This is a genomic window from Paraburkholderia sp. BR10882, from assembly GCF_040948855.1.
Classification (GTDB): Bacteria; Pseudomonadota; Gammaproteobacteria; order Burkholderiales; family Burkholderiaceae; genus Paraburkholderia; species Paraburkholderia nodosa_A.
Genome location: NZ_JBFPKP010000012.1, coordinates 21,759 through 38,022 on the forward strand (window position 1 = coordinate 21,759; position 16,264 = coordinate 38,022).

Annotated in this window: 14 protein-coding genes; 3 read left to right on the forward strand and 11 right to left on the reverse strand. The window is 64.6% G+C overall.

Going from position 1 to position 16,264, the window contains the following annotated elements; all coding sequences use genetic code 11:
* Positions 1–3: 3 nt before the first annotated feature.
* From AB3X99_RS26725 to AB3X99_RS26740, 4 genes are all read right to left on the reverse strand, one after another.
* Positions 4–1,299 carry a sugar ABC transporter permease gene (locus AB3X99_RS26725; RefSeq protein ID WP_083245222.1) on the reverse strand — a complete coding sequence of 432 codons (1,296 nt, stop codon included), beginning with the start codon at positions 1,297–1,299 and terminating at the stop codon, positions 4–6.
* Positions 1,300–1,310: 11 nt separating this feature from the next.
* On the reverse strand, positions 1,311–2,156 hold the full coding sequence (locus tag AB3X99_RS26730) for an ATP-binding cassette domain-containing protein (RefSeq protein WP_368618598.1): 846 nt from the start codon (positions 2,154–2,156) through the stop codon (positions 1,311–1,313).
* Between the two features lie 60 nt (positions 2,157–2,216).
* Entirely contained in the window at positions 2,217–3,275 is a 1,059-nt protein-coding gene (locus AB3X99_RS26735) for a sugar ABC transporter substrate-binding protein (RefSeq protein WP_368605236.1), read from the reverse strand.
* 135 nt (positions 3,276–3,410) lie between these two features.
* Positions 3,411–4,379, reverse strand: a complete 969-nt coding sequence (locus AB3X99_RS26740) for an AraC family transcriptional regulator (protein ID WP_069263738.1) — start codon at positions 4,377–4,379, stop codon at positions 3,411–3,413.
* Between the two features lie 469 nt (positions 4,380–4,848).
* On the opposite strand from AB3X99_RS26740, the gene AB3X99_RS26745 reads away from it, so the two are divergent.
* On the forward strand, positions 4,849–6,255 hold the full coding sequence (locus tag AB3X99_RS26745; RefSeq protein WP_368618599.1) for an MFS transporter: 1,407 nt from the start codon (positions 4,849–4,851) through the stop codon (positions 6,253–6,255).
* A gap of 78 nt (positions 6,256–6,333) precedes the next feature.
* Here the strand turns inward: AB3X99_RS26745 and AB3X99_RS26750 are convergent, their stop codons facing one another.
* The 3 genes from AB3X99_RS26750 to AB3X99_RS26760 all read right to left on the reverse strand — a co-directional run bounded on the left by AB3X99_RS26750 (position 6,334) and on the right by AB3X99_RS26760 (position 8,268).
* Entirely contained in the window at positions 6,334–6,762 is a 429-nt protein-coding gene (locus AB3X99_RS26750; RefSeq protein ID WP_368618600.1) for a nuclear transport factor 2 family protein, read from the reverse strand.
* A 98-nt stretch (positions 6,763–6,860) separates the two neighbouring features.
* Entirely contained in the window at positions 6,861–7,382 is a 522-nt protein-coding gene (locus AB3X99_RS26755; protein WP_368618601.1) for a hypothetical protein, read from the reverse strand.
* Between the two features lie 49 nt (positions 7,383–7,431).
* Positions 7,432–8,268, reverse strand: a complete 837-nt coding sequence (locus AB3X99_RS26760) for an MFS transporter (protein WP_368618602.1) — start codon at positions 8,266–8,268, stop codon at positions 7,432–7,434.
* A gap of 138 nt (positions 8,269–8,406) precedes the next feature.
* Here AB3X99_RS26760 and AB3X99_RS26765 point away from each other — a divergent pair, with 138 nt between their 5' ends.
* Positions 8,407–9,342, forward strand: a complete 936-nt coding sequence (locus AB3X99_RS26765) for a LysR family transcriptional regulator (protein ID WP_342947588.1) — start codon at positions 8,407–8,409, stop codon at positions 9,340–9,342.
* A gap of 22 nt (positions 9,343–9,364) precedes the next feature.
* On the opposite strand, the gene AB3X99_RS26770 is transcribed toward AB3X99_RS26765, so the two are convergent.
* The gene (locus AB3X99_RS26770) at positions 9,365–10,360 is read right to left on the reverse strand and encodes a Gfo/Idh/MocA family protein (protein ID WP_368618603.1); all 996 of its coding nucleotides are present in this window, start codon (positions 10,358–10,360) and stop codon (positions 9,365–9,367) included.
* Between the two features lie 275 nt (positions 10,361–10,635).
* Here AB3X99_RS26770 and AB3X99_RS26775 point away from each other — a divergent pair, with 275 nt between their 5' ends.
* On the forward strand, positions 10,636–12,285 hold the full coding sequence (locus AB3X99_RS26775) for an alkaline phosphatase family protein (RefSeq protein WP_069263722.1): 1,650 nt from the start codon (positions 10,636–10,638) through the stop codon (positions 12,283–12,285).
* A 58-nt stretch (positions 12,286–12,343) separates the two neighbouring features.
* Here AB3X99_RS26775 and AB3X99_RS26780 read toward each other — a convergent pair whose 3' ends face one another.
* The 3 genes from AB3X99_RS26780 to AB3X99_RS26790 form a co-directional block, all read right to left on the reverse strand.
* Positions 12,344–13,000 (reverse strand): helix-turn-helix domain-containing protein, encoded by a 657-nt coding sequence (locus AB3X99_RS26780; protein WP_028203801.1) that lies wholly within the window; start codon positions 12,998–13,000, stop codon positions 12,344–12,346.
* Between the two features lie 361 nt (positions 13,001–13,361).
* Complete coding sequence (locus AB3X99_RS26785) at positions 13,362–14,756, reverse strand: aspartate aminotransferase family protein (RefSeq protein WP_368618604.1); 1,395 nt, start codon at positions 14,754–14,756, stop codon at positions 13,362–13,364.
* 20 nt (positions 14,757–14,776) lie between these two features.
* Entirely contained in the window at positions 14,777–16,255 is a 1,479-nt protein-coding gene (locus AB3X99_RS26790) for an NAD-dependent succinate-semialdehyde dehydrogenase (RefSeq protein ID WP_368618605.1), read from the reverse strand.
* Between the last annotated feature and the right edge of the window lie 9 nt (positions 16,256–16,264).

A 16,264-nucleotide genomic window follows, 5' to 3' on the forward strand; every position in this document is an offset into this window, starting at 1 on the left:
GCCTCAGGCGCGGCCATGCGAAACACGCGACTGGCGGGCGAGCGAATCGACGATCACGGCAATGGCCAGCACGGCGCCGGTGATCATGAAGCGCAGCGACGACGACAGGTTCAGCAGCGTCAGGCCGCTCGCAATCGACTGGATCACGATGATGCCGAGCACGGCCGACCATGCGCTGCCGCGCCCGCCGAAAAGGCTCGTGCCGCCGATCACGGCCGCCGCGATCGCGTTGAGGTTGACGTCTCCGGTGCCGGCCTGCTGGCTCGCCGAAGCGAGTCGCGCCGCGGTCAGCACGCCGCCGATTGCGGCCAGGCTCGCGCACAGCACGAAGGCGCTCGTATAGATCGCGCCGACCTTGATACCCGCGCGCCGCGCGGCTTCGTGATTGCCGCCCACGGCGTGCATCGAGCGGCCCCAGCGCGTGCGCGTGAGCGCGTACTGCATGACGACGGCGAGACCCAGAAAGAGGCCGAACATCAGCGGCACGCCACGCCCGCGGTTGAGATAGGCCACGACGATTTCGAGGAACACGGTCAGCGCCGCCGCGCGCCCGAGCAGGCCTGCGACCGAAGGTGCCGAAAGCCTGGCCGCATGGCGGCGCGTGCGCGTACGCAGGCCGAGCAGCAGGAGCACGATACCGGGGAGCAGCGCGATCACGTGCGAGACGAGCGGCGGAATCACCATCAGTTGTCCGAAGTTCACCATCGCCGAGCCGTAGGGCAAATTGATAGAGCCCGTCGAGCCGAGCACGTAGAGCTGCATGCCGAGGATGGCGAGCAGGCCCGCGAGCGTCGAGACGAAACTTGGCATGCCTATCCAGTTGAGCAGCAGCGCATACAGTGCGCCGATCACCGCGCCCACCGCAATGGCCGCGATGATGGCGAGCAGCACGGGCCAGCCGTCGTTGACCCACAGCGTGCCGACGAGCGCCGAAGCGAAGCCGCTCATCGAGCCCACGGAGAGATCGATCTGCCCGAGCAGCAGCACGCAGACAATGCCAAGCGAAATGACGCCGACCGTCGAGCAGTCGAACAGCATGTTCACGAGGTTGTCGGCGGAGAGAAACACGGGGTTCAGGCTCGTGAACACCGTCCAGATGATGACGAGCCCCGCGATGACCGGGAGCGAACCCAGGTCGCCCGAGCGCACGCGGTCGACGAATGCCGACACGCTCTCGCCGATTCCGCTCGCATGCTTCACGCGCACGTCGCTGCGGTCGAGCAGCGTGGATGGCTTCGCATCGGGCTTTGAGGCATCCGGGTTTTCAGGCTGCGCAGCGCCATGGATAGTCTTGCTCACGATCGTTCCTTTCACTGGACATCCTGTTGCGCCTGGCGGCGGCCCGCGCGGCGCGACACCGCGTTTTCCGTCGCGCCGGTGATCGCCGCCACGAGTTCGGCGTTGGAGGAGTCGGGATAGAAAATCCCGTTGTTACGGCCAAGGCGCAGCACGACGATGCGGTCGGCGACGGCGCGCACGTCTTCCATGTTGTGGCTGATCATGATGACGGCGTGCCCGCGGTCGCGCACGCGCTCGATCAGGTTCAGCACCTCGGCGGTCTGGGCCACGCCGAGCGCGGCGGTCGGTTCGTCGAGCATGATGAGCTTCGGGTCGAGCAGCAGCGAGCGCGCGATCGCCACGGTCTGGCGCTGGCCGCCCGAGAGCGAGGCGACCACGTCGCGCACGCTGGGAATACGCGCCGAAAGCTCGTTGAGGAGCGTCCAGGCCTTCACTTCCATCGTGACCTCGTCGAGCCGGTAAGGGCTCAATTCGCGGCCGAGGAAGATGTTCGCCACGACGTCGAGGTTTTCGCAAAGCGCGAGGTCCTGGAACACCGTCGCGATCCCCAGGTCGAGCGCCGTGCCCGGATCGGACAGGTTCACCGGCTGGCCGCGAAACGTGATCGTCCCGGCGCTCGGCTGGTGCACGCCCGCAAGAATCTTCACGAGCGTCGATTTGCCCGCGCCGTTGTCGCCGACGAGGGCGACCACCTCGCCCGCATGCACGTCGAGCTCGATATCCGTGAGGGCCGAAACCGCGCCGAAGTGCTTCGAGATGCCGCGCAGGCTCAGCACCAGCTCGCCGGGCGCGCCGTCGCTTGTCGTGGCTCGGTCCGTGGCGCTGTCCGTTGCGCGGTTGGTGGATTCGTCAGTCATGAAATGGGTACCTCTTCGTTGCTCACGAGGCCCGGCGCGCGCCGGGCCCTGCCATGCGTATCAGCCGCCAATGCCGAGCTTCTTGCAGCCATCGGCGTAACGGCCCGTGCACAGATCCGACGCTTTCGCGAAGCCCTTGTCCACCACTTCCGCCTTGATGTTCTTCTGCGTGATGACGGCCGGCTTGAAGAGCTGCGTGGGCGTCTTGAAGAGCGTCGTTTCGCCCTTCACGGGCTTGCCGTCGAGGAAGCCAACGGCCACCTTCGCCGCCGCGCCCGCCACGATCTCGCTGGGCTTGAGGATCGTGTTGTACTGGTCGCCCGCGATGATCAGTTGCAGGCCCGCGGTGGTCGCATCGTTACCCGTGACCGGCGGAACCGGATTGAGTCCCGCCGCCTTGAAGGCCGCGATGGTACCGCCCGCCGTACCGTCGTTGGCGGCCACGACGCCCACGATCTGCGGTCCAAAACGCGTGATCTGCCCGCTCACCCATTGCTGCGCCTTGGGCGGCGCCCACTCCGGCGTGTCGTACTCGGAGAGCGTCTTGTAGCCGCTGCCCTGCAGCCCTTCGTGAATGCCCTTCTTGATGAGCCCCGCGGCGGCGTCGGTCGGCGAGCCGTTCACTTCGAGCACGCCGCCCTTGCTCCCGGCCACGCCCGACTCCTTCAGATGCTGCACGAGCGATTGGGCGATGGACTTGCCGATTTCCTCGTTGTCGAACGACACGTAGTAGTCGGCAGGCGTGGACGGCACGGGCCGGTCATACGCGATGACCTTGATGCCCTGGCTTTGCGCCATGTGCACGAGCGAAGCCGCGGCCGTGGAGTCCACCGGGTCGAGCACGATGACCTTCGCGCCCTGGGCGATCACCGAATTGAATTGTTGCTGCTGCTGCGAGGCATCGGCATTCGCGTTCTGGTACAGCACCTTACAGTCGGGGCAGAGCTTGCCCATTTCGGCCTTGAAACCGGGGAAGTCGTGCTGCTCGTAGCGCGTGGAGGCCTGATCGGGCATCAGGAACGCGACCGTGCCGCTCGGCGCGGCGTAAGCCGACGTGATGCCCGCGAGGGCGAGACTGAGCGCGGCGGCGCGGATCAGTTGGGTGTGAAGTCGGGTCATTGGGTGTCTCCGTTTTTTGGTTGAATGCCTGGTAGGGTGGCCGGTGCTGTCGTGCTGCCTTGTGAACGTGTGAGTTCGTCCTGCGCAATGCCTGAAATGCGCACTGCGCTTGAACCTCTTTTGCTGGGCGATCCGCTAGCCGATCGCGGGCGCGCCGTACACGGCTTCGCTCTTGCTGGCCGCGCTCGCGGCGTTGAGCCGCTGATAGGATCGCCAGCGCGACGGCGACATTTCCTTGATCAACAGGAACTGGCGGTTGAAATTCGAGAGGTTGTTGAAGCCCACCTGATAACAGATGTCCGTGATGTTCAGTTCGCCCGACATCAGCAGCTGGCACGCCAGATTGATGCGCAGCTGGTTCACGTAACGCACGAACGACACGCCCGTATGGCGGCGGAAATAGCGCGAGAATGCGCTCACGCTCTGCCCGGCCAGTTCCGCCAGCTCCGTTTCGCGCAACTCCTGCGAGAGATTCTTGCCGATGAAGGCGAGCACGTGATTGATGCGCGTACCCGCATAGCGGGCCGGGTCGGCGCGATACGCCTCGCTTGCGAGCGCCGCGGGCTCCTCGCTTTGCACGAGCAGATCGAGCAGGTCGATGAAGAGCGTGACGCGTCGCATGCCCTGTGCGCCCAGCATCTCGCGCAGGATCGGCTCGGCGGCCGCGCCCGTTGCCGGCGTGAACAGCAGCCCCCAGCGCGACGCATCGAGCAGCGCCTCCACGCGCCTGAATTCGGGAAACGCATCGATCGCGCGGGCAATGAAAGCCGCGTCGAACTGGAGGACGAGACAACGTTCGTCCACCGCCTCGCCGTGCGGCACGCTGCTCACCCAGTTGTGCGGCAGGTTCGGGCCGATCATCACGAGATTGCCGGGCGTGAAGCTGCCGATGAAATCGCCCACGAAATACTTGCCCGTGGTCGAGGTGATGAGGTGGATCTCGTACTCGGGATGGAAGTGCCAGCGCACCGTCCGATAGGGGTAGCCGTGCGACCAGACCTTGAACGACTCGTCGCGCGGCACGGCGACCAGTTCGAGGTCAGGCTGGGAATGCGTGGCGCCGGGCGCGTTCGTGCGCGCCGCGGGTGCCCCAATGGTTTGCATCTCGACTCCTCCTGCACAGTTTTTTCTTGTTCTGCGACGGCTACTTGCGCATACGCTCGACCTGTCTTCGGACCGCGCGCCGCCATGTCTGAAAATTACCCGCCGCGGCACGCCTCCACCACTGAAAATCAGACCGCAGACTGATACTTTCTTGCATTCGGGTTAGTCCTGGGCCGATTCCAGTGTGCCGGAAGTCAATTTTTGTGCATCGCAACAGTTGTCACTAGCGAACCGCGCGACAGCCCAACCACCAGAAAAACGGCAAATGTTGCTGCCGCTCGCTCGAGGGCGAATCCCGAAGAGCGGTCAAAAGTCGCCACCGCACCCGCTCGACAGGGACGCGCGATGCGCAGGCAGGGAAAGTCCCGATGCGAAATCGTCCTATGACATCGGAAACAGAAATTGACGGGACTAACTTGATCGCTCAAGCGCGCCATTCGGGCCGCGGTTCCTGACAAGAGGACGTCTTATGCGATTCGCCGAAACTTGGCATTCCCCCACGCCGGGCCGGTCCCTATGGGACGATACGTCGACTCCCGACCACGACCAGCACGCCGCCCCCACCGGCAGCGCGCACACGCTGCCACGCCGCGCCATTACCGCCGCCGCGCTCGGCAACGCAACCGAGTGGTTCGACTACGGCATCTACGCCTATGGGCTCGCGTATATCTCCGCGGCGCTGTTTCCGGGCAGCACGGCAAGCGCCACGCTGTTCGCGCTCGGCACCTTCGCCATTTCATTTCTGATTCGCCCGCTCGGCGGCCTGTTCTGGGGGCCGCTCGGCGACCGCTTCGGGCGCAAGAAAGTGCTCGCGCTGACCGTGCTGCTGATGTCGGGCGCCACGCTGCTCGTGGGCTTGCTGCCGACCTATGCGAAAGCCGGCTGGATCGCTCCGGCCGCGCTCATCGTTTTGCGCATGATCCAGGGCTTCTCCACCGGCGGTGAATATGGCGGTGCAGCCACCTTCATGGCCGAATACGCGCCCGACGCGCGGCGCGGCTTCTGCGGGAGTTTCCTCGAGTTCGCCACGCTGGCCGGCTTTTCGCTGGGCGCCTTGCTGATGCTCGCGGCATCGCTCGCGCTCGGCAACGATGCGATGCATGCGTGGGGCTGGCGTCTGCCGTTCCTCGTCGCGGCGCCGCTGGGCTTGATCGGCTTCTATCTGCGTTCGCGCATCGAAGACACGCCGGTATTCCGCGAGATGGAAGAGAAGTTCGAGCAACAGGAGCGGGAGCGCCCGGCCATTTCGCTGCGCACCCTGCTGCGCGAGCATCGCGTGCCGCTCGTGCTGCTGGGCGGGCTCGTGGTCGCGCTCAATGTCGTGAACTACGTGCTGCTCGCGTATATGCCGACGTACATGCACAAGGAATTGGGCGTGAGCGAGAACATGTCGCTGCTCATTCCGCTCATCGGCATGCTGGCGATGATGGCCCTGCTGCCGTTCGCTGGCCGGCTCTCCGATCACGTGGGGCGCAAGACGCTCTGGTGGTTTTCGCTCGTCGGGCTGTTCGTCGCCGCCGTGCCGATGTTCATGCTGATGCGCCACGGCGTGGGCGGCGCGCTGATCGGCTTCGCCGTGCTCGGCCTGCTCTATGCGCCGCAGCTCGCGACCATCTCGGCGATGTTCCCCGCCATGTTCCCGACGCAAGTGCGTTACGCGGGGATGGCGATTGCCTACAACGTCTCGACCTCGCTGTTCGGCGGCACCGCGCCGATCGTGAGCGACTGGCTCGTGGACAAGACCGGCAGCCCGCTCGTTCCGGCGTACTACATGATGGCCGCATGCGCGGTGGGCGCCGTCGCACTCTTCTTCGTGATCGAAACGAAGGGCTGTTCGTTGCGCGGGCAACAGGTGCCTGGCAAGGCCCAGCAGTAACGGCATGGCGGGCCGCTCGCGCCCGTCATGCTCCGATCGAAATGCCCGACCGCGTGTCGGGCATTTTCTTTTCGGCGACTAACGTTTGAAAATGACCTTCGTCGTCGCGGGATCGATCGGTGAAGACGAATGCTGGTGGAAGATCTTCCAGCCCTCGTCCGTTTGCCTGAGCGTCGCGGTGATGCGATTGTCCATCGAGCGCAATTCCTCGCCGTCCGCCGCCACCGCTTTGTAGCTCACGAAGGCGTGGACCACGGCAAGGTCCTGGGAGACGACGGTCTGCGCCTCGCTGAAATCCACGATCACGCGCTCGGCGCCCAGCGAGCCGAACCAGCCCTCCACCATGTTGCGCCATGACGCGATGCCCTCGTACGTCCACGCGCCCCACATGTCGAAGGCCAGGATGTCGGGGTCGTAGAGCGCGATGAACGCATCGACGTCTTTGGCCAATACCGCGGCCTTGTACTGGTGCAGCACCTGCAGGATCGGATCGGCGGCTTTGTCCACTGGGTTGTCTCCTGGACCAGGTTGCGTTGGCGAATGAACGGCTGTTTATTAAAGCAACGCCGCCTGGCCTCTGTCCAGTGAATTTGCGGCCCCGCCTTTCAGGTGCGCGAAGCGTTGGCGAGCACGCGGGCGCCCTTGCTCTGCGGACGCAGCAGCAAATAAAAGGCGGCGCCGTGCGTAATTGCCAGCAGCGGCACGACAATTACGGGAATCACGTAGGTCGCTGCCAACTCTCCTGCGTGTACAGGCACACCGGCCTGGATGGCGTGGTAGTAGGCAAGAACCAGGTCCACCGCGCCGACGAGATTGAACGCCACGACGAAGAACCAGAACACCGGCCGCTTTCTTGCCGCGAGTAGCGCCAGCATGGCCAGCGCACCCGTTGCGAGGTCCCCATAAGCCGTGGGCACGGCGAAACTCGCGGGCAGATCGGGACTCACGACGCCCGGCAGCATGAAGACCAGCCCGAAGAAGCGGAAGCTGTGCAGCGTGGCGATCGCGCGTTGCGCCTCGAATGGCTCCATCGACCTGAGCCGGGGCCAGACGTAGACGGTAAAACAAAGGAGCCACGCGACATACCCGAGCGCGAGGTGCAAGCGAAAGATCGATTCCGGTGACATGTTGCCTCCTGCAAGGTGCGTTGCGATGTGCGGATGAAATGAAGGGAGCTCACGCGGCGCGGCGCCGGAACAATTGACGCAGCGAAAGCGCATGCAACAGGATCGAACTGGGCACGACGAACGCGGGCGTCAGTACATACGGGTACGTGCCCGCGTTGAGGCTCGGCATATCCGGCGCGATCAGCTGGAATCGGCCGGGCGCCGTGATCATCCCCAGGGTCACGGCAACGGCGAAATCGATCAGCCCGAAAATGTTCCAGGCGATGGCGGCCTTGTGCCCCTGCGCCGTGCCGCTTGCCACCGCGATGGCCGCCGGCACGGCGAACAGGCCCGTCAGCAGGTCGCCGGTGCCCGCCGGCAACGCGTCCACGCCGGCCATCGCGCCGTGCAGCCACGCAGCGATCGCCCAACTGCCGAACACGCGATAAAACTGCAGCGCAATGAGCCATGCGGCCGGCATCGCGTCGAGTACTTGCCCGATTCGCTTCGACATCAGCAATAGCGGCGCGCCGACCATCACAGGCAGGAATATCGCCAACGGCAGCATGGGCAACGGCGGCGGGACGGCGCTCAGTCGAAAGACGCCATGGATCGCCGCACTCCAGACGACTGCGAACCAAAGCGCATGCGCCATGAGAATCACGAGCCAGGTCGCGCGGCGCTGGCTCAGCGTCAGGCCGGTGCGCTCGAGGCCGAGCCCCAATCCGAGCGCCATGAACATCTGGGCGACGAGCTGGTGCGCCGTGGTTTGAAAACCGCTGCCAGGGATCGCCGGCAGCCAGTACATCACGGCAATCCACAGCAACGTGAGCGGCGCAATCCAGCGCAGGCTGCGCCAGGCCGGGCGCGGCGGGATGATGCCAACGGGAACGGCGGGTGTGCTCATCAGCGGTTCTCCAGATGAATGCCAGACTTCGCGCTGGATCCTGCCTGCGCGCGACGCGATTTGCGCGCGTCATCGGCTGGCACGTTAGGTGTACCATCGTTTCCCGCGAGCGACTATTCATCACAATGTTGATGCGCTATGAAGCAGAACTTCACAGTCAGGCAAGGTGCGCTCGATGGCGTGGAGGCGTTTCTGAGCGTCGCCAGGCACCGCAGCTTTCGCAAGGCGGCGGCGGACCTCGGGGTGACGCCTTCGGCTATCAGCCAGGCGGTGCGTGTGCTCGAAGAGCGCATCGGCGCGGCGCTGTTCGTGCGCACCACGCGCAGCGTCGGCCTGACCGAAGCCGGCGAACGGTTTCTTTCGCGCGCAAAACCCGCCTTCGAGGAACTGGTCGCCGCGAGCGAAGTCGCGCGCGACCTCGGGCAGCGCCCTACGGGTTTGTTGCGGCTCTCCGTGCCGCGCGCGGTCGTCCCACTGCTGCTCGAGCCGCTGCTCGCTTCGTTTTGCCAGGCTTATCCCGAAGTGGAGGTGGAAATTGCGGTGAGCAAGGAAGTGGTCGATCTCGCGGCGGAAGGCTTCGACGCCGGCATCCGGCTCGGACAGCTCGTCGCCGCCGACATGGTGGCGGTGCCACTGACGCCGCCGTTTCGTCTCGTTGTCGTAGGTAGTCCTGCCTACTTCTCCGGCAATAAACGGCCCCGCCACACGGACGATCTGCGCGAGCACGCCTGCTTGCGCTGGCGGCGCTCCAACGGCGCGCTGGCCTCATGGTCATTCGACGACCACGGGCACGCTATGGAAATCGCCGTCTCCGGACCGCTGATCGCCAGCGACTTCCCGACCATGATGGGCGCGGCGCTCGAAGGCATCGGCCTCGCGCAGCTACCCGAGCCGATGGTTTCCGATGCCGTGAAAGCGGGCAAACTCGTGCGCGTGCTCGACGCCTACGCGCCGATGCTGCCGGGCGTGTTTCTCTGCTATCCCAGCCGCCGGCAGATCATGCCCAAGCTGCGCGCATTCATCGACCATGTGAAAAGCCGCAAGGCGGGCGCGGGTCAAGCCAAAACCCGTTGAACCCGCCCGCGGCGCTTCGACGTCAAGCAATGCTTTCCCAGGCGCCCGAGCGGGCCGAGCGGAACACGGCGTCGATTACGCGCATGTTCGCGCAGGCATCTTCCAGCGCAATCGCCTGGGGCGTGCCGTTCAAAATCGCCTCGGCAAAAACCGCCGCTGCCACGCCGTACTGATCGCATACCGGAAGCTCCAGCCAGCGATCGGCTTCTCCCTGCTGGCTCAACAGCAGCCGCGTCGGCCGGTCGTTCGGCGCGTTGAATGGAATCTCGACCTCGACGCGCCCCGTCGTGCCGTGAAACTGCATGCGCTGGTAGGGATGAATCTGGGTGGAGTAAAAGAAGCTCGCTTGCACGCCGTCGAAATCCATGAGCACGGAGCCAAGGCGGTCTACTTCGAACGACGGGTCGCGCTCCACGAGCGCGACCACGCGCTTCGGCTCCCGCCCGAGAATGAGGCGCGAGGTCGTGATCGGATAACAGCCGATGTCCAGCAAGCCGCCGCCGCCCATATCGCTATGGTTGCGAATGTCCTGCGCATTGGTGTTGTAGTAGGTAAAGCCGCCTGTCACCGCCCGCAATTCGCCTATGGCGCCCTCTTCGATCAACGCCTGCACCTTCAGCCACTGCGGATGCGTACGAACCATGAAGGCTTCCTGGATATACCGCCCGCTCTTGTCGCGCGCGGCGATCAATCGTTGCGCCTGTTGCGCATCGAGCCCGATCGGCTTTTCGCACAGCACATGCTTGCCCGCCTCGACGGCCTTGATCGTCCACTCCACGTGAAGGTGATTGGGCAACGGGATATAGACCGCATCGATTTCCGGGTCCGCCAGCAGCGCCTCGTAACTGTCGTACGCCTGCGCGAGTCCATATTTCGCCGCGGCAGCCTGGGCCTTCTGTGCTGAACGCGAAGCAATCGCTTTTACGCGGCACTTCGGTGCGTGGTGCATGGGCACGACGACCTTGTCGTTGATCTTCGACGTACCCAGGATACCCCAGACGATTTCATCCTTTGCCATGACGTTCCTTTTGGATTCGATTATGCGATGCCCGGAATGGACTGAATGGAACTCACTCTTAACGAGCGCTCCAGCGCGAACCGTGAACGCTCGAATGCAGGAGTCTACACCCGCGAAAACCCTCACTTCACGCGTCCGCAAACGCGTCTTGCAACAACTGATAACAACTGACGGCAAGATGAAAGCACGCCGTCACGAGAGATTCGCCTTCCAGCCCCACATTGCTCGGGCTGTGCGCAGGTCCCCACAAATGCAATACAAAAACGAGGTGAAAGATGGAGAATACGAGCCGGTGGTCGCGGTTAGGCGCAGTCGTTGGCGCGAGTGCAATGGCACTTGCGGGTGTGCACACAACGGCTTATGCAGGCGACATGAAGGACGTGAAGCACGTCCTGCTCATCAGTTTCGACGGTCTGCATGAACAGGATGTGGCTCGTTGCATCGGCAGCAATGCCTGCCCCAACCTCGCGCTGCTCGCGAAGTCGGGCGTGACCTACACGAACGCCCATACGCCGCATCTGTCCGATTCGTTCCCCGGCCTCACGGCGCTGGTCACGGGCGGCTCGCCGAAGAGCGCGGGCCTCTTCTATGACGTGTCATATGACCGTACGCTCTACGCACCGCTCGATTCGCAGTGCAAGGGCCCGCAAGGCTGGAACGTCGTGTTCGATGAAACGACCGGCATCGACGGAGAGAACGGCGGCGCGCTGATCCACCTCGACGGCGGCGGCGCGTTCAATCCGCAAGCCATTCCCTACGCGAAGGTCAACGGCGTTTGCACGCCCGTGTACCCGCACAATTACATCAAGACGAACACCGTCTTCGAAGTCATCAAGCAGAACATCCACGGCGCGCGCACCGCGTGGGCGGACAAGCATGCGTGGGGCTACGACTGGGTCAACGGTCCGTCGGGCAAGGGCGTGGACGATCTGGCGCGCACCGAGATCAACTCGATCGATCCGAAGACCGGCACGTATTATCTGGACACCTACACGCATACCGAAGTCTTCGACAACATCCACGTGCAGGCGCTGATCAACGAGATCGACGGCCTCGACTCGACGGGCAAGACGAGCGCGCCGGTGCCCACGATGTTCGGCACGAACTTCCAGACGCTTAGCGTCGCGCAGAAGTCGCCTGTGGCGAAACAAGGCGGCTATCTCGACGCCGACTTCACGCCGGGCCCGCAGGTCGCCGCGGCCATCACGTATCTGGACAACTCGCTCGGCCGCGTGGTGCAGGAACTGAAGCAGCGCAATCTGTACTCGTCGACGCTCATCATCGTGACGGCCAAGCACGGCCAGTCGCCGACCGATCACTCGAAGCTGGTGAAGAACGGCGACACGCTCACGAAGCTGCTCGAAGCCAACAACTATCTGGACTCGACCGGCAACTTCGGCCAGAACAACACGAAGACGGGCAACCTGAACGACGGCTCGGGCCTCTCGGGCACGGGCATGGTGCAGACCGACGACGTTGGCCTGATCTGGCTGCGCGATCAGAGCCAGAAGGACGCCGTGGTGAAGACGCTGCAGGCGAACCTGAGCTGTAACGCGCCGGGCATTTGCGCGGATGGCCCGCAGGCGTACATCCTCACGGGCGACCGCCTTGCGGACTGGTTCGGCAATCCGTCGAACGGCCGCACGCCGGATATCATCGTGCAGCCGAATCCGGGCGTGATCTATACGTCGAGCACGGCGAAGGATGAAGAGCACGGCGGCAACGCGCCCGACGACAGCCACCTCGGTCTCGTCGTGTCGTTCCCCGGTATTCACCACGCCGGCCGTACGGACGACCACTACGTCTTCACGACCCAGGTCGCACCGACGATCCTGAGCGCGCTCGACCTGGATCCGCATCTGCTGCACGCGGTTCAGCTCGAAGGCACGCATCGCCTGCCGGGGCTGGGTCTCGACGAGAAGTAAGGCGTGGCTGGCTGCGGCAGTCATCGGAGGTTCGATGGCTGCCGCGTCGGCGGCCCGCTCAAACCGTCTGCAAGCCCTCGATATCGCAGATGCGGATCAGCTTGCCCTGCGCGTCGATGAGGCCGCGCTTCTGGAAGCGCGACAAGATCCGGCTCACGGTTTCGAGCGTGATGCCCAGGTAGCTGCCCATGTCCTCGCGTGACATGCGCAGACGGAACTCGGCCTGCGAATAACCGCGCTGCCAGTTGCGCGACGACACGTCGAGCAGGAAGGCGGCCACGCGTTCTTCGGCGGTGAGCGAGCCCAGCACCATCATCTGCGAGGCTTCCTGGTTGAACTGGTCGCCCATGAGCCGGTGCAGCCGGTCCTGCATCGTGCCGCTTTCGCGGCACAAGCCCTTGAGCGCCGCGTAGGGAAGCGTGCAAATCGAGCTGTCTTCGAGCGCAACGGCGCTGAACGCGTGCACGTCGGTGGCGATGCCGTCGAGCCCCAGCGCGTCACCCGCGAGACGCAGCCCGGTGATCTGCTCGCGGCCGTCGCGGTTGACAATCAGCGTCTTGAGCGAGCCGGAGCGCACGGCGTACAGGCTGTCGAAGCGGTCGCCCGAGCGATACAGGGCCTCGCCACGGCGCACCTTGCGCGCCCCGCAGATCAGCGCCTCGAGCTTCGGCAGGTCTTCTGCCGGCAGACCCTGCGGCATGCAAAGATGGCGCATCGCGCACCCCGAACAGCGTGCGCTGGGTGGCGTTCCGGTGAGAGGAGCGCGGCTGCTTTGGCGCACGACGATAGCCGATCCTGCGACGGGTGAGAGCATCGAACGACTCCTTCTTTAACATTTTTTAAGATTTCGACGCATTGTCACACCATGCGCGTGCGTCAACGTGGTGGCAAAATGCCGCGCGCTAGAACCGCGGGCTTTTGAGCCTTGTCAGGCAACGGTTTCACGGCCTATTGCGCAAGCGCAAGCGACCGAAAAGCAACACCTGCGCAAGCCCAGCGGGAACAAAAAAGCCGCCGTACTGGCGTACGGCGGCTCGTGGAATTACACCTTTGACGGTTGACGCGTGCCTTGCGGCTCACCCCGCCGCGACAAGATTGCGCTCGGCCACCTCGTCCACGGCCTGTCTGACGACGCCGACGATCTCGTCGGCTTCGGCGCGCGTCATGACGAGCGGCGGCGCAAAGCCCAGGATATCGCCATGCGGCATGGCGCGCGCGATCACGCCACGCTCCAGCGCCGCCGCCGAAACCTTCGGCCCGATCTTCAGCGCCGGGTCGAACGGCTTGCGCGCTTCCTTGTCGGCCATGAATTCCAGCGCCGCCAGCATGCCCACGCTGCGCACCTCGCCCACGAGCGGATGCGCGCCGAACGCCTCGCGCAGCTTCGCGCCGAAGTACGAGCCGACCTGCGCCGCGTTCTCCACGAGCTTTTCACGCTCGAGGATCGCCAGATTGGCAAGCGCCGCGGCGGCACACACCGGGTGTCCCGAATAGGTCCAGCCGTGGCCCATCGGCCCGTGTTCCTGTGAGCCGCGCGCGATCACGTCCCAGACCTTCTCGCCCACGATCACGCCGGAAAGCGGCGCATATGCGCTCGTGAGGCCCTTCGCGACCGTGATGAGATCCGGTTCGATGCCGAAGTGCTGCGCGCCCATCTTCGAGCCCAGACGCCCGAAACCGCACACCACCTCGTCGGAGATCAGCAGGATGTCGTGCTTGCGCAGCACCGCCTGAATGGCCGGCCAGTAGCCTTTGGGCGGCTCGATGATGCCGCCCGTGCCCATCACCGGCTCGGCGATGAACGCGGCAACCGTGTCCGCGCCTTCACGCGCGATCAGCTTTTCGAGCTCTTCCACGCAGTACGCGACGAACTGCGCCTCGTTCATGCCCGCGGGCGCCTTGCGATACCAGTGTGGGCAGACCGTATGCTTCACGCGATCGATCGGCAGATCGAAATGCTGATGGAAGCTCGGCAAGCCGGTGAGGCTGCCCGTGACGATGCCCGAGCCGTGATAGCCGCGGTCGCGCGAGATGATCTTCTTCTTGTTCGGGCGGCCCAGCACGTTGTTGTAGTACCAGACGATCTTGACCTGCGTTTCGTTCGCATCCGAACCGGACATGCCGTAATACACCTTCTTCATGCCGGCAGGCGCCCAGTCGATGATGCGCGACGACAGCTCGATGATTGCATCCGAAGAATGGCCCACATAGGTGTGGTAGTACGCGAGCTGCTTCGCCTGCTCGTACATGGCGTCCGCAACTTCGGTGCGGCCGTAGCCGATGTTCACGCAGTAAAGACCCGCAAAGGCGTCGATATACTGCTTGCCCTGATGGTCCTCGATGCGGATGCCCTTGCCGCCGCGCACGATCTTGCCCGGCAGCGCGCCGCTCTCGTGATCGTAGGCGTGCGTGGACGGGTGCATGAAGTGCGCGCGGTCCTGCTCGAAGAGTGCGTCGATACGTTGAGTCATGTTGTCCTCCTGATTCCGGTTCAGGCCATGGCCGCGAGCGGCAGGCCGAGATTGCCAAGACAAAAATATTTGGTTTCCACGAACGGCTCGAAGCCCTCCGCGCCACCTTCGCGGCCCAGGCCCGAGGCCTTCATGCCGCCGAACGGAATGGGTGCGCCCGTGAACTTCACGCCGTTCACCGAGACCATCGCGAAGTCGAGCCGCCGCACCAACTGGAAGATCGTGTCCATGCGCGTCGCGCACACGTAGGCCGCGAGGCCGTATTCCGTGTCGTTCGCCTTGGCGATCGCTTCGTCGAGCGTGTCGAACGCGCAGACTGCCGAAATGGGCGCGAAGTTTTCCTCGTCGTACACGCGCATGCCGGGCGCGGCATCGGCGATCACCGTGGGCTCGTAGTACCAGCCGCCCAGCGCATGCGGCTGGCCGCCCGCCACGATCCGCGCGCCCTTCTCGCGCGCATCGTCCACGCGCTGTGCGGTGCTGTCGAACGCGGCCTGGTGCATGAGCGGGCCCACATCCACGTCTTTCTCGAATGCGGGGCCGGTCTTGAGCTCGCGCACCGCTGCCGCATAGCGCTCGACGAACGCTTCGTAAAGCGGCCGTGCCACGAAAATACGGTTCGCCGCGCAGCAGTCCTGGCCTGAAGTCTGGAATTTCGCCCCCACGGCAATCCTTACGGACTGCTCGAGATCGGCGTCTTCCGTGACGATGAACGGTGCATTGCCGCCGAGTTCGAGCGCGACCTTCTTGATGCCCGCACGCGCCGCCGCCTGCGTGACGAGCGAGCCCACGCGCGTCGATCCCGTGAAACTCACGGCACGCACGCGCGTGTCGCCCACCAGCGTTTCCATCGCCATTTGCGGCTCGCCGAGCACTACGTTATAGACACCAGCCGGAAAGCCGGCCTCCTCCGCGAGTTGCGCCAAAGCGAGCGCCGAATACGGCGTTTCGTGCGCGGGTTTCACGACGACCGTGCAGCCGGCGGCGAGCGCGGCGGCGGCCTTGCGGGTGATCATCGCCACCGGAAAATTCCATGGCGTGATGAGCGCCGCGACGCCCACCGGTTCCATCACCGTGCCCAGATGCGCGCCGTCGATGTGCGTGGGAATCGTACGGCCTGCCAGGCGTTTCGCCTCGTGCGCATACCACTCGACGAAGCTCGCCGCATAGCGGATTTCGCCGCGTGATTCGGCCAGCGGCTTGCCCTGCTCCAGCGAGAGCAGCGCCGCTAGATCCTCCTGGTGCCGCACGATCCGCTCGTGCCAGCGCAGGAGCGCCGCGCTGCGCTGCGTTTGCGAAACCCAGCGCCACGATTCGAAGGCGCGCTGGGCGGCGTCGACTGCACCGGTGATCTGCGCACGCACGAGCATAGGCACGTGGCCGATCACCGACTGGTCCGCAGGGTTCTGCACGGCCACGGTGGCCGCGCTGTCGCTATGTACCCAGCGGCCGTCCACGTAGCACAGCGATTTGAACAGAATGGGGTGTCGTGGCAGCATCTCGTCTAC